The sequence below is a fragment of the Phyllobacterium sp. 21LDTY02-6 genome, assembly GCF_023554255.2.
GTDB lineage: Bacteria > Pseudomonadota > Alphaproteobacteria > Rhizobiales > Rhizobiaceae > Phyllobacterium.
Map to the genome: position 1 here is coordinate 221,630 of NZ_JAMJWD020000004.1, position 12,925 is coordinate 234,554.

The window sequence follows — 12,925 nt, forward strand, 5'->3', positions numbered from 1 at the left end:
TGCAACCTCCTATCCGGCGCGGAACATGATGCAATCGCAGGGATGGTCGATCAGCTCCTGCAACTCGTCATCGAGGTGCATGAGCGTGATGGAAGCGCCCGCCATTTCCAGCGAGGTGCAATAATTGCCGACGAGGCTCGTATGCAGCGCGAGGCCGGCGGCGTCGAGCCGCTTCCGCACCTGGCGCATCAGGATGTAAAGCTCCATCAGCGGCGTCGAACCCAGCGAATTGACCAGCACGGCCACCCGGTCGCCGCTATCGGCGCCCATCTCGGCGAGTATCCGGTCCATCAGCGCATCGGCGATGGCATCGGCGGGCTGCAGCTCGCTGCGCGCTATGCCGGGCTCGCCGTGGATGCCCATGCCGACTTCCATTTCCGTTTCGCCGAGCGTGAAGTTCGGCTTCAGCGTCTGCGGCAGCGAACAGGGCGAAAGCGCGACGCCCATGGTGAAAGTGCGGTCATTGGCCTTGCGCGCGATACGCTCGCATTCGTCGATATCGAGGCCCTTGTCGGCGGCCGCGCCCGCCGCCTTGAACACGAAGACATTGCCGGCAACGCCGCGGCGCTTGTCGCGCTGGTCGCGCGGCGCGGAGGCGACGTCGTCGGTGGTGAGGACCGTGCGCACCTCGATATCCTCCATCGCCGCCATCTCCGCGGCCATGTCGAAATTCATGACGTCGCCGGCGTAATTGCCATAGAGATAAAGGACGCCGGCGCCATTGCTGACCGCCCTGGTGCATTCGACGATCGGGTCCGGCGGCGGCGAGGCGAAGACATTGCCGATCGCCGCCGCGTCGGCGAGGCCCTTGCCGACAAAGCCGAGGAAGGACGGTTCATGGCCAGAGCCGCCGCCGATGACCAGCCCGACCTTGCCGGGGCGCGGGCCATGGCGCGAAACGATGGAGCGGGGAGAGCCGTCGATGGCGAAAACCTTGTCCGAATGGGCGGCGAGCACCCCTTCGAGCATCTCGTCCACGGCATTGGCGCCGTCATTGATGATCTTCTTCGTCTTCACGGATTTTCCTCCCCGCCTGTTGCTGCCTGCCTACGCCGTGGCAAGCGCCAGCCTAGTGACCCGAATCTGAAGTTCGTCTGACGCTGCTGCAACAATGTAGTGAACTTCAGATTCGAAAGGCTCCGGCCCTGCCGCCATAGTCAGGCGTATTCCGATACCGCCACACTAGCGCGGGCCTGCAATATCTGCGAGCAGGCATTGGCCGCTTCCACACCCTTGACGACGAAATGTTCCTTGAAGAAGGCGATATGGGCTGCCGATTCCTGGAAATTATGCGGCGTCAGCACCGCCGAGAGCACCGGGATGTTCTGGTCGAGCTGGACGCGCATCATCGCATCGAGCACCGTGCCCGCGACGAAATCATGCCGGTAGATGCCCCCATCGACGACGAAGGCCGTTCCGAGGATCGCCGAAAAGCGGCCGGTGGCGGCAAGCGTCTGGGCATGGAGCGGGATTTCGAGCGCGCCCGGAACGTCGAAGATCTCGACGTCGGAAGCCTCGCCGCCGAGCGCGGTCCATTGCGTCACGAAGGAATTGACGCATTGATCGACGATATCGGCGTGCCAGCGGGCACGGATGAGGGCTATTCTGGTCTGGGGATGGGAAATTGCAGTCATTTATCTGGCCTTTCAAGGGTTTTGCCATTTTTCAATGATCCCTTGGGCGAACGCGCGAATCGGCGGCTCTCGTCGAAAGCTCCTATCCGCTTGTCCTCTTTCATCCGGACTATGACCGTCGGCTCCGGAATTCGACCGGATCTGCTGACCTTCCGGCACGCCGGAAGCGCTCGCGGGCTTCAGTGTCCGGGCTTGCACCCGGGCATCTGCTACCGCCGGTGGGGAATTTCGCCCCGCCCTGAGAACTACGCGGATGAATATATCCATGGCGGGAACGAGGTCAATCCCACTTTGCCCGGGTTGAGGCGCCTGCATTTCTCCAACGGGCATTCCCCGACTGGCATTGCCCAATTGGCACCAAGGCGGGATTCATAACCGGGACTGCACCAGCCATCAATTTTATTGGCTTGTCCGCCGGTTGGGCGGGGGTAATGTCCCGGCCATGAATCAAAGCTCCGCCACTCCCCTGCGCTATTCGCTCGGCGGTCTCGTCGCCATGGCGGTCGGCATGGGCATAGGCCGCTTCATCTATACGCCGATCCTGCCGGGCATGATGAGCGATCTCGGGCTCAGCCCCAGCGATGCGGGCATCATCGCCTCCGCCAATTTCCTCGGCTATCTCGTCGGCGCCGTCGTCGCCGGCTATGGCTGGGCCGCGGGCCGCGAGCGCGGCGTGATGCTGGCCTCGCTCGGGCTGAGCGCCGCCCTCTGCCTGGCGATGGGCATCAGCAGCGACGTCTTGCTGCTGTCACTGATCAGGTTCCTCGCCGGCGTCGCCAGCGCCCTCATGCTGGTTTTCGCCGCCACCATCGTCTTCAGCCATCTCGGCGCCGCCCGGCGTCTCGACCTGCAGGCGGTGCATTTCGGCGGCGTCGGCACCGGCATCGCGCTATCGGCGCTGCTGGTGGCCGCCGGCACCAGCGCCGGCTATGGCTGGCGCGCCGACTGGATGGCCGCCGGGCTGGTTTCCTTCGCCGGCCTGCTGGCGGTCGCCCTGCTCATCCGCGACGGCCCCGTGCGCGACGGCTCCGGCAGCAAGGAACCGGCGATCCGCTGGACCGCAGCCTTCGTCAAGCTGAACATCGCCTATGCGCTGTTCGGCATCGGCTATGTCATCACCGCGACCTTCATCATCGCCATCGTGCGCGACAGCAATGGCGGGCCGTTCACGGAAGCGCTGGTCTGGCTGTGCACCGGCCTTGCCGGCATCGTCTCCGTCTGGGCATGGAACCCGGTCCTGCGCCGCGTCGGGCCGTTCCGCTCGCTGGCGCTCAGCCTCATCGCGCTCGCGGCGGGCGTCTCGGCCAGCGTCATCGTTCCCTCGCCCATCGGCCCGCTCATCGGCGGGCTGCTGCTCGGCTTCACCATCATGGTCATCACCGCCTTCGCGTTCCAGGCCGGGCGCGAACTCGTGCCGCTGGCGCCGCGGCGCATGATGGCCATCACCACGGCGGCTTTCGGCATCGGCCAGATCGTCGGCCCGCTCATCGGCGGCTACCTTGCGGATGTCAGCGGCAGCTTCACCTCCGCCACGCTGCTCGCCGCCGCCGGCCTCGTCATCGGCGCCTATTTCGCCTATTCGGCCGAGCCGGAAGCCCGATCCTAACATTAATTTAATACTTGCCCTTTGCACTTCGCCCAATTCTCGCTGATAAGCTGGCATCAGGTCTTGCGACTAAAGCAGCAGGAGCCAGAAAGGGCAGATCGACGTGTTCGTTTCATTTTTCCCCAAGCCGACGGCTTTCTTCATTTCCGCGGCGCTATGGTCATTGGCGGCCGTCCTGTTCTGGATGTTCGCCGGAGAACAGCTCGGCGCGGTGTTCGGCCTGCCGCCGGCAGACCCCGCCGCTCCGCCGGTCGTCGGCATCGGCATCTTCGTCACCCCGCCCTATCTCTGGCTCTATATCTATTTCGCCTTCTGCGTCGCGCTCTTCGCCGGGTTCTGGATGTGGTACGCGCCGCATAAATGGCAGGCATGGTCTGTCTGGGGATCGGCCTTCATCCTGTTCAGCACCTATTTCGACGTCCAGCTCAACATTGCCCTCAACACCTGGCGCGGCCCGTTCTTCGACCTGTTCCAGAAGGCGATCACCACGCCGAACTCCGTCCAGCCCTCCGAGCTCTATTATCTGCAATGGCTGTTTGCCGGGATCGGTTTCGTCAACATCATCCTCTTTGTCGGCACCAGCTTCTTCATCAGCCATTACGTCTTCCGCTGGCGCACGGCCATGAACGAATATTACATGGCGCACTGGCAGCAGCTGCGGCACATCGAAGGCGCCTCGCAGCGCGTGCAGGAAGATACGATGCGCTTCTCCTCGACGGTCGAGGGCCTGGGCGTCAGCCTGATCCAGGCGCTGATGACGCTGATCGCCTTCCTGCCGCTGCTGGCGCAGCTTTCGCACCACATCACCGAACTGCCGCTGATCGGGCAGATACCCTATTCGCTGGTGGTCCTCGCCATCGTATGGTCATTGTTCGGCACCGGCATACTGGCGCTGGTCGGCATCAAGCTGCCCGGCCTGCAATTCCGCAACCAGCGCGTCGAGGCCGCCTACCGCAAGGAGCTCGTCCTCGGCGAGGACGATGCCGCGCGGGCGCAGCCGCCGACGGTCGCCGAACTCTTCGGCAATGTCCGCCGCAACTATTTCCGGCTCTATTTCCACTACACATATTTCAACGTGGTGCGCAGCCTCTACGGGCAGGCCGACGCCATCTTCCTCAACCTCATCCTGGTGCCGACCGTCGTCGCCGGCAAGATCACCATGGGCCTGTGGCAGCAGATCGCCACGGCGTTCGGGCAGGTGACGAATTCGTTCCAGTACCTGGTGACGTCGTGGACGACCATCGTCGAGCTGATGTCGATCTACAAGCGCCTCCGCGCCTTCGAGGCGGTCATCCATGACGAGCCGCTGCCGGAAATCGACCAGCACTATCTGGCAACCCAGAGCGAGGATGTGTAGGGGGCGGCCCTTCGGAGATCGGAGCCGGCAACACTTATCCCCCTTTTTCGGATTAACCGGCTGTTTGGGGATGGATTTGGGGCCTCAGAAAAATATTTTTGAGGCCCGACGCCCTGCAAGCCCTTGTTTTCGCTTGCGGTCAGCGCGGAATGGCCCGCCAAAATGCGGTGGGATAAATGGAAACTTATCCCACCTCTCAGAAACCCGATTATTCTGATTCGGTCCTTTCCAGTGGGGGAGCAGCTTCCGGAGCTGTTTCGATTGCTGGGAAAGGATGGCGTTGCCGGATAGTCGGAAGTGACAAACCCGATTATTCAGCAAACTGCAGAAGGAAACGGAGGTAGCGCTCATGTTTCCGGGTTGTTGCGTCTGACAAACGCAACAATGGCAGGCAAAGACGTCGCGGGCGGTCTTCGGACCTCGACCCTGATACCTACTGACGCGCTGAAGACCGCCCGTCTCCCCCCATTTCAATGACCAGGCGCGATTTCGCGGGCGTGGTGCGGATTTTCCGTATCCAGCCTCTCCAACAAGAGATTGCACCCCACCTCCCTCATGCTGAGCCTGTCGAAGCACGCACGATGCTTTTTGCAGCGCTCAAAAAAAGGCGATTGCAGCAACGTTGCTGCGCCCTTCGTGGTTCGACAAACTCACCATGAGGGCTCAGGATGAGGGAGGTAGGTTCATTTGCAAGAAAATGGGGGCCAAGGTTTGAACCCCCACAGAACTCCCGCTACTTCCCGGCGTCGAGGCGGTCGATGGCATCGACATTGCCGGCGGAGGGGCCCGCGGGATCGAATTCCGATTTCAGCCAGGTATCGACGATGGCCTTTGCCAGCTCCGGGCCGATGACGCGCGCGCCCATGGTGATGATCTGCGCATTGTTGGATTTCGCCGCGCGCTCGGCCGAATAGGTGTCATGGGTCAGCGCGGCGCGGATGCCCGGCACCTTGTTGGCCGAGATGCAGACGCCGATGCCGGTGCCGCAGATGAGAATGCCGCGCTCGTTGCTGCCATCGATAATGGTTTGGGCAAGGTCGCGCGAAATATCGGCGTAGAAGCCCGGCTGGCTCATATCCGTCACCACCAGTTCGGCCTTGCCGGCCAGATGGGCGGCGATGACTTCCAGAAGCGGCTTGCCGGCGCTGTCGGCTCCAATTGCTATTTTCATGCTAGTTCCTTTCTTCAATTCAGCCTTTTCCCGGTAGCGCCGGTCAGATCGCCGCCGACACTTTCTGCAATATGCCCAGATAACCCTGCGAGGCCCAGGCGGAACGGCCGATGAAAAGCCCGTCAATATGTGGGCAGGCGATGAGCTCGGCGCAATTGTCCGGATTGACGCTGCCGCCATAAAGAACGGGCGGCGCCTTGCCAAGTATCGCGCCGGCGATATCGGCGATGCGCGCCTGCCTTTCGTCCGCATAGGCGGAGGTCGCCGGAATGCCGTTGACGCCGATGGCCCAGACCGGCTCATAGGCAAAGAGGATCGGCACGTCGCGCGGCGCCTCGCCGGCAAGGGCAAGCGCGCCCTCCACCTGCCGCTTCAACACGGCGTCGGCCTCCCCCGCCTCGCGCTCGGCCAGCGTCTCGCCGATGCAGATCAGCGGAACGAGCCCATGGCGCAGCGCCGCCGCAACCTTCAGGCCGACGGTCCGGTCGGTCTCGCCGAAATGTTCGCGGCGCTCCGAATGGCCGAGTTCCACCAGGTCGAGATTGCAATCCTTCAGCATCAGCGGCGAAATCTCGCCCGTCCAGGCGCCGGAATCGTCCCAATGCATGTTCTGCGCCCCGACCTTGACGCTGGTGTCCTTCAATATCTCCTTCACCTGCCGCACCGCCGTGAATGGCGGAATGACGAAGCGCTGCACCCGCTCGTCCCGCCCGCCATCGGCTTTGGCGAGATCGGCGGCGAAGGCCGCGGCCTCCGGCAGCGTCTTGTTCATCTTGAAGCTGGTGCCTACCCAAAACATGCTCATTTCTCTCCCGTATCGTCAGAATCAGCGGTTGAAGCCGGTATCGATGTAAGGCTCCCAGAATTCAACCGATTCCCGGATCATGTCGACGACAAGATGATCCGTCGGCTCCCTTTCGCGGAACGACAGTTCCAGGCATATCTCGTTATCGGTGCCGCCGCCCTGCCTGACGGTGGCGAGGAACTTCTCCGGCGTGATGCGGCCATCGGCATTATGGGCGGCGGTGAACGGCCAGTGGCCGCCCTTGTTCATCGATGACTGCTTGATGTGGATGATGGGCGATTCCTTCGGAAAGGCCGCCGCCCAGGCATAGGGATCGATGTCGGCGGGATTGCTGGAGGTAACGTCGCCATGGTCGATATCGACCATCATCAACAGCGGAATGGCGAGATCGGACGCCTGCAGCCGCTCATGCAGCTCGCGGCAGGCGGCAATCGTATGGCCGAATTCGCGGCCGACCGACATCGGCTCCCAGAACAGATAGGACAGGCCCGCCTCGCGCCCATGCTCGGCCACCTCGCGCCAGCAATCGATGGCGATCTTCATCATCGCCTCGCGCCGCGCGGGGTCGTCATAATCCCTGTGGGTGAAGATGGCGAACTGCGTGCCGATGGCCGGTGCGCCGAGCTCGGCCGAAATATCGGCGAAGGTCTTGAACCAATCGACATAGTAGCGCCGCACATCGGCGTCGGGATGGCCGAAATGGTTGAGCCTGCCATAGGGCCCGGTCATGCCCGAGGTGATCCTGACGCCGGTGCGCGCCAGCGCCCGGCGGAACAGGCGCACATGGCGCGCGATGGTCGCGGCCGGCCATGACGGGTTGATGAATTCATGGGTAAGCTGCACGTTGCCGATCCTGATCCTGCCGGCAATCGTGTCGATCAGGTCGTCCGCCTCGGCGAAGCGGTTTACCAGCGGATTGGTGTTGAGCGAAAGTTTGAAACCCATGACGATCAGATCCTGTTCTACCAGCAGAAACGTTCGGCGACGTAATCCGGCCTGGCATCATGGCGCCGGAACAACCGGTCGAGCTCGGCCTCGTCCGCATCGGCAAGGATGCCGGTCTTGACCAGCATCGAGCTCAGCCCTGCCCGCGCCGCGCCCGCTATGTCATGCTCGATGCTGTCGCCGATGCAGCAGATGCGCTGCGGATGGCCGAGAAACTCCAGCGCCCAATCATAGATATCGGGGAAGGGCTTGCCGATCCAGCGCACGGTGCCGCCGAGTTCGCCATAGAGTTCGGCGATGCGGCCGGCGCCGAACGAGGTGCCGTCGCGGGTCAGCATGATCTTGTCCGGGTTGGTGCAGAGGCAGGGCACGCCGCGCCGCGCCGCCGGGGCGAGCAGGCGTTCGTAATGGCCGAGATCATGGATGTCGCCCTCGCTCGCGGCGATGAGGATCGTATCGGCATCCTCGCCGCTTTCGGTGCGCACGATGTCGAGCCCGTCGATCGGCGAGGTATCGCCGTCGCGGCTGATCAGCAGGCAGCGGCTGGACGCCCGCCCGGCGCTTTCGCGGGCGAGAATGTGCCAGGCCACTTCGCCGGAGGTCAGGAACATGTCCCAGCTGTCGCGGTCGAAGCCGAGCGCGGCGAGCCGCTTGCCATTGCCGGCGGAACGCTTGCCCGAATTGGAAAGGATGATGATCTTCGCGCCGCTGCGCTTCAGCCGGGCCAGCGTCGCGGCGGCTTCCGGATAGGCGCCGCGCCCGTCCCTGAGTACGCCGAACTGGTCGATGAGAAAGGCGTCGAAGCCCGGCGCCAGCTCGCGCAGGCCGCGCACATGCTGCGGATCGGTCATAGCTTGCCCGCCTCGCGCGCACCGAGCAGCGCCAGCCTTGCGGTGCCGGCAGCCGCTTCCTCGGACAGGACCGGCGGCATGGGCACGCCGAGCCGCCTTGCCCTGATCGCCGCCCAGACGGTGTTCTTGGCGCCGCCGCCGACGCTGCGGACCGATTGCAGCAGCGGCGCGCCGAGTTCGGCCAGCCGGCCATAGGCGAGCTGCTCGATCGAGGCGATGCCCTCGAAGATCGCCTGCAGGAACGCGGCATCGCCGGCGGGCCGCGGCGTCATGCGCGGGCGCATCAGCGGGTCGTTGAAGGGAAAGCGCTCGCCCTGCCCCGGCAGCGGATAATAGTCGAGACCGGTCTCGGCGGAGGGGTCGATTTCCGCCGACAGTCGCTCGATCGCCGCATTGTCGAAATAGCGCGCCAGCACCGCGCCGCCGCTGTTGGAAGCGCCGCCGGCGAGCCACATATCGCCGATGCGATGGCTGTAGAGCCCGAATTCCGGCGCGAACAGCGGCTGTCCGGACAGCATCTTGATGGTCAGCGTGGTGCCGAGCGCGGTAACGCCATCGCCCGGACGGTCGGCGCCGGTGGCAAGGAACGAGGCGCAGCCATCCGTGGTGCCGGCGACGATCACGACATCCGCGCCGAGGCCGAAACCGGCGGCGGCCTTGGGCGATATCGGCGCGACCGGGGCCCCGGCGGGGACGATCCGCGGCAGCAGCGCCCGGTCCATGCCCGTCCGCGCCAGCCATTCGGGCCATTGGCGGGCAACGGGATCATAGCCGGTCTTCAGCGCATTGTTCTCGTCGGACGTATCGTAGCTGCCGGTGAGGTTGCCCATCAGCCAGTCCGCCTGGTGCACGATATGCGCAAGGCCGCCTATGCCCTTGAAGCGCAGCGCCTTGGCAAGACCCGACGTCGCGCCATGGGCCGCGCTGTCGGCGGGCGCATGTTCGGCGATGCGCGACAGTATGGCCTCGTCCGTCACCGGGTCGTTGTACATCAGCGGTTCGGCCAGCGGCATGCCGCGCGCATCCACCGCAAGCACGGTGCCCGAGGTGCCGTCGATGGCGATGGCGCGGACCCGCGCGCGGTCGAGCTTCGCCAGCAGGGCCTTCAGCGCAAACTCCACGGCGGCGCGCCAGCCTTCCGGATCGCGGTGGTCCGAAGAGAAATCGGCGAGCTTTGCCGCCGCGACGGCGCTGATCTCGAAGCCGGGCGTCATGGCGACGGCCCGTGCGCCCGAGGTTCCGACGTCTATGCCGATGACCAGCGGTTCGTTCATCGCGCCGCACCTGCGGCGAGGTTCAGCGTCTGCCGGTATTTTTCCGCGTCCCAGCCGAGGAGCTCGGCATTCTCTGCATCCGTCAGATAGCGCAGCCGTGCCCCTTGCGGGATGCGGGCCGTCACGTCGGACAGGCAGCGCGCGAGGGCGAGCGCACCGGCACTGGCATCGGCGGCGACGAGGACGCCCTTGCCGGGAAAGAGCAGCGCCGGCGGCAGCGCCGCGCCGTTGCGCTTCGCCTCGTCCTCGAGCGAATGCACCGCCTCCCCGGCCAGCAACGATCCCTTGCCGAGAAAGATCACATGATCGGGATAGAGGCTGCCACCGGCGGCGAAGGCGCAGCTGGTCTCGTCGGTCGCGACGTGGTGGATGGCCTCATCGTCCGGCAGGCGATACCCGCTGCCCGCCGCGAGACGCTGCAGCGCGGCCAGATCGGCGGGGCGCGGCGGGCGCGCGGGCAAGGCCAGGCGCCGCGACATGTCGGCAAGCAGAGCCTCGGCTGCGCCGACCGTTTCGGCCGCCACCGCAAGGCCGTGATTGCCAAGCACGAGCACGCTCGTCCCCGGCCTGATGCGCGCCGCGATCGCCCGGGCGAGCGGCAGGCCCGGCCGCGCATAGGGCACGAAGGCATGGGGGATGCCGGCAAGCCGCGAAGCGACCAGCTCTTCGGCGTTCTCCTGCACCGCATGGGCGATGGTCGCGGTGCAATGGACATGCACGACCACTTTCTGCGGCATCAGCGCATGCACGGTGGTCTCGATGGAGGGCCGCAGGCCGGAGGGATTGCGATCGTCCAGCACATATTGCTGGGCCTTTTCGGCCGAGGGATCATCGCCCGCCACCGCATCCAGAAGCGGTTGCAGCGCCACCGGCACCATGATGTCGCGGCTGCGCGCATCCCTCAGCCACAGCCCGGAAGCCTTGATCCAGAGCACGCCGTCCTGCTTGATCGACGTATTGCCGCCGGCGCCCTGGACAAGCGCCGGATCGGCGCCGACGCGGGCGGAAAGGTCGAGAAGCGCTTCGAATTCACTGTTCATCGCTTTGCTCCCGCCACCGGACGCTTCTCGCCTCGCGCCTGCCACCAGGCGTTGAATGCCGCCACTTCCCCGCCCGACATATGCAGGCCGTGCTTGGTGCGGCGGGTCAATATGTCGTCGGGATCGCCGGCCCATTCCGTGTCGATCAGGAACTCCACCTCGCGCTCGTAGCAGAGCCGGCCGAAGGCGCGGCCAAGATCGTCGAGCGATTTCGCCGGCCCTATCAATTCGTGCAGCCGCGTGCCGTAGAGCCGCGCATAATGTTTGGCGAGCGCGCTCGGCAGCCAGGGATAGCGCAGATGGACATCGCCGAGGAACTGCTCGAAATCCGCGCCCGGCATGTCGCCGCCCGGCAGCGTGGCCTTTGCGGTCCACGCCTCGCGCATGGCGGGGAAGAACGGCTTCAGCTTCTCCAGCGCATGTTCGGAGAGCTTGCGGAAGGTGGTGATCTTGCCGCCGAAGACGGAGAGCAGCGGCGCATTGCCGCCGGCGGCATCGACTTCGAAAATATAGTCGCGGGTAACGGCGCTCGGATTCTCGGCATTGTCGTCGTAGAGCGGCCGCACGCCCGAGAAACTGTGAACGATATCCTCGCGCAGCAATTGCTGCTTGAAGTAGCGGTTGACCGATCTGAGCAGGTAGCCGATCTCGTCTTCGTCGGCGGCGACGTCTTCGGGACGCCCTTCATAGGGAATGTCGGTGGTGCCGATCAGCGCCAGATCGTTCTCGTAGGGATTGATGAAGATGACGCGCTTGTCCGGGTTCTGGACGAGATAGGCCTGCCGCCCCTCCCAGAATTTCGGCACGATGATATGGCTGCCCTTGACCAGCCGCACGCTGCGGTTGGAATTGAGGCCGCCTACCCTTCCGATCACGTCATTGACCCATGGCCCCGCCGTATTGACGACGCAGCGCGCCCGGACGGTGCGCTTCGCGCCGGTGCGGGCATCGGTCATCTCCACGGTCCAGATGCCATCGCTGCGCCTGATCGAGGTGCAGGCCGTGCGCGTGTGGATCTCGGCGCCGAGCCGCGCCGCGTCGAGCGCGTTGAGCAGGACGAGACGCGCATCGTCGACCCAGCAATCGGAATATTCGAACGCCTTGCGATAATCGTTCTTGAGCGCGGCGCCCTCCGGCGCGGTGCGCAGGTCGAGCGCGCGGGTACCCGGCAGGCGCTTGCGGCCGCCGAGATGATCGTAGAGAAACAGGCCGAGCCGCACCAGCCATGCCGGGCGGTCGGCCGGATTGTGCGGCAGCACGAAACGCATGGGCCAGATGATATGCGGCGCCGATTCGAGCAGCACTTCGCGTTCGATCAGCGCCTCGCGCACCAGGCGGAACTCGTAATATTCGAGATAGCGCAGGCCGCCATGCACCAGCTTGCCGGAGCGCGAACTCGTGCCCTGCGCCAGATCGTCCTTCTCGCAGAGAAGCACCGAAAGACCGCGCCCGGCAGCATCGCGCGCGATGCCGGCGCCATTCACGCCGCCGCCGATGACGAGCAGGTCATATGTTCCGGTTTGCGAACTCACGTTCATTTCCATACTCAGCTTTGGCTCCATCATCAGCGCCGGGCCGTAGCCGGGCGCTCGTCCTGCAGGCCATAGGAGGCGAAACCCTTCCGCACGCCGTCGATCTCTTCCGCCGGAAGCACCACCGGGCCGCCGATCAGGAGCGCGTGGTAATATTGCCGGGAGATTGTTTCAAGCTCGACGGCGGCCCACATCGCCTTTTCGAGGCTGCTGCCCGTCGCCAGCATGCCATGATTGGCCATGAGGCAGGCGGTGCGGCCTTCGAGCGCGGCGAGGACATTGTCCGAGAGTTCCTTCGTGCCATAGCGCGCATAGTCGCAGACCCGCACATCGTCGCCGCCGAAGGCCGCGATCATGTAGTGGCAGGCCGGAATGGGCTTGTGGGCGATGGAAAGGATGGTCGCATAGGTCGAATGGGTATGGACGACCGCATTCGCCTCCGGCTTGCTGCGCAGGATGTCGAGATGGAACCGCCACTCGGTGGAGGGCTTCCTCGGCCCCTCCCAGCTGCCATATTCGCCTTCTAGCGGCATGGCGGCGATCATGTCGGGGGTCATTGCATCATAGGGAACGGCCGATGGCGTGATCAGCATGCGGTCGCCATGGCGCACGCTGATATTGCCCGAGGTGCCCTGGTTGAGGCCCGAGGCATTCATCGCCCGGCACTGGTCGATGATCGACTGTCGAATTGCAGGTTCGCTCATTTCAAG

12 protein-coding genes and 1 riboswitch are annotated in these 12,925 nt (G+C 64.7%); of the genes, 2 read left to right on the forward strand and 10 right to left on the reverse strand.

The window, feature by feature from the left end:
• Window positions 1–9: 9 nt before the first annotated feature.
• Both M8997_RS15180 and M8997_RS15185 read right to left on the reverse strand, forming a co-directional pair.
• Window positions 10–1,017: a dihydroxyacetone kinase subunit DhaK gene (locus M8997_RS15180; RefSeq protein ID WP_371929589.1), complete on the reverse strand. Its 1,008-nt coding sequence runs from the start codon at window positions 1,015–1,017 to the stop codon at window positions 10–12.
• A 140-nt stretch (window positions 1,018–1,157) separates the two neighbouring features.
• Window positions 1,158–1,634, reverse strand: a complete 477-nt coding sequence (locus M8997_RS15185) for a 6,7-dimethyl-8-ribityllumazine synthase (protein WP_250014930.1) — start codon at window positions 1,632–1,634, stop codon at window positions 1,158–1,160.
• A gap of 88 nt (window positions 1,635–1,722) precedes the next feature.
• Window positions 1,723–1,884, reverse strand: a riboswitch (FMN riboswitch).
• A gap of 192 nt (window positions 1,885–2,076) precedes the next feature.
• Between M8997_RS15185 and M8997_RS15190 the strand changes: the two genes are divergently transcribed.
• Together M8997_RS15190 and sbmA are read left to right on the forward strand one after the other, a co-directional pair.
• Complete coding sequence (locus M8997_RS15190) at window positions 2,077–3,240, forward strand: YbfB/YjiJ family MFS transporter (RefSeq protein ID WP_250014932.1); 1,164 nt, start codon at window positions 2,077–2,079, stop codon at window positions 3,238–3,240.
• 103 nt (window positions 3,241–3,343) lie between these two features.
• Window positions 3,344–4,597 (forward strand): peptide antibiotic transporter SbmA, encoded by a 1,254-nt coding sequence (sbmA, locus tag M8997_RS15195; RefSeq protein WP_250014935.1) that lies wholly within the window; start codon window positions 3,344–3,346, stop codon window positions 4,595–4,597.
• A gap of 733 nt (window positions 4,598–5,330) precedes the next feature.
• On the opposite strand, the gene M8997_RS15200 is transcribed toward sbmA, so the two are convergent.
• Genes M8997_RS15200 through M8997_RS15235 form a run of 8 tightly spaced genes read right to left on the reverse strand, consistent with a single transcriptional unit; the run spans window position 5,331 to window position 12,919 of the window.
• On the reverse strand, window positions 5,331–5,768 hold the full coding sequence (locus tag M8997_RS15200) for an RpiB/LacA/LacB family sugar-phosphate isomerase (RefSeq protein WP_250014937.1): 438 nt from the start codon (window positions 5,766–5,768) through the stop codon (window positions 5,331–5,333).
• 43 nt (window positions 5,769–5,811) lie between these two features.
• A complete protein-coding gene (locus M8997_RS15205) occupies window positions 5,812–6,573 on the reverse strand; it encodes a triose-phosphate isomerase (RefSeq protein ID WP_250014940.1) in 762 nt (253 codons plus the stop codon).
• Between the two features lie 21 nt (window positions 6,574–6,594).
• Window positions 6,595–7,518 carry a sugar phosphate isomerase/epimerase gene (locus tag M8997_RS15210; protein ID WP_250014942.1) on the reverse strand — a complete coding sequence of 308 codons (924 nt, stop codon included), beginning with the start codon at window positions 7,516–7,518 and terminating at the stop codon, window positions 6,595–6,597.
• A 17-nt stretch (window positions 7,519–7,535) separates the two neighbouring features.
• On the reverse strand, window positions 7,536–8,369 hold the full coding sequence (locus M8997_RS15215; RefSeq protein ID WP_250014944.1) for a TIGR01459 family HAD-type hydrolase: 834 nt from the start codon (window positions 8,367–8,369) through the stop codon (window positions 7,536–7,538).
• Window positions 8,366–9,643, reverse strand: a complete 1,278-nt coding sequence (locus M8997_RS15220) for an FGGY-family carbohydrate kinase (RefSeq protein ID WP_250014946.1) — start codon at window positions 9,641–9,643, stop codon at window positions 8,366–8,368. Before M8997_RS15220 ends, M8997_RS15215 begins: the two co-directional genes overlap by 4 nt.
• Complete coding sequence (locus M8997_RS15225; protein WP_250014948.1) at window positions 9,640–10,683, reverse strand: class II aldolase/adducin family protein; 1,044 nt, start codon at window positions 10,681–10,683, stop codon at window positions 9,640–9,642. Before M8997_RS15225 ends, M8997_RS15220 begins: the two co-directional genes overlap by 4 nt.
• Window positions 10,680–12,221: a glycerol-3-phosphate dehydrogenase gene (locus M8997_RS15230; RefSeq protein WP_250014949.1), complete on the reverse strand. Its 1,542-nt coding sequence runs from the start codon at window positions 12,219–12,221 to the stop codon at window positions 10,680–10,682. Before M8997_RS15230 ends, M8997_RS15225 begins: the two co-directional genes overlap by 4 nt.
• Window positions 12,222–12,247: 26 nt before the next feature.
• A complete protein-coding gene (locus M8997_RS15235; RefSeq protein WP_250014950.1) occupies window positions 12,248–12,919 on the reverse strand; it encodes a class II aldolase/adducin family protein in 672 nt (223 codons plus the stop codon).
• Window positions 12,920–12,925 lie beyond the last annotated feature (6 nt).

What these genes read in the sequence shown, in the direction of transcription:
- M8997_RS15185 (WP_250014930.1), bottom strand. Translation starts at nt 1,634, where the DNA reads ATGACTGCAATTTCCCATCCCCAGACCAGAATAGCCCTCATCCGTGCC.
- M8997_RS15200 (WP_250014937.1), bottom strand. Translation starts at nt 5,768, where the DNA reads ATGAAAATAGCAATTGGAGCCGACAGCGCCGGCAAGCCGCTTCTGGAA.
- M8997_RS15210 (WP_250014942.1), bottom strand. Translation starts at nt 7,518, where the DNA reads ATGGGTTTCAAACTTTCGCTCAACACCAATCCGCTGGTAAACCGCTTC.
- M8997_RS15235 (WP_250014950.1), bottom strand. Translation starts at nt 12,919, where the DNA reads ATGAGCGAACCTGCAATTCGACAGTCGATCATCGACCAGTGCCGGGCG.
- M8997_RS15190 (WP_250014932.1), top strand. Translation starts at nt 2,077, where the DNA reads ATGAATCAAAGCTCCGCCACTCCCCTGCGCTATTCGCTCGGCGGTCTC.
- M8997_RS15225 (WP_250014948.1), bottom strand. Translation starts at nt 10,683, where the DNA reads ATGAACAGTGAATTCGAAGCGCTTCTCGACCTTTCCGCCCGCGTCGGC.
- M8997_RS15230 (WP_250014949.1), bottom strand. Translation starts at nt 12,221, where the DNA reads ATGAACGTGAGTTCGCAAACCGGAACATATGACCTGCTCGTCATCGGC.
- M8997_RS15220 (WP_250014946.1), bottom strand. Translation starts at nt 9,643, where the DNA reads ATGAACGAACCGCTGGTCATCGGCATAGACGTCGGAACCTCGGGCGCA.
- M8997_RS15205 (WP_250014940.1), bottom strand. Translation starts at nt 6,573, where the DNA reads ATGAGCATGTTTTGGGTAGGCACCAGCTTCAAGATGAACAAGACGCTG.
- M8997_RS15215 (WP_250014944.1), bottom strand. Translation starts at nt 8,369, where the DNA reads ATGACCGATCCGCAGCATGTGCGCGGCCTGCGCGAGCTGGCGCCGGGC.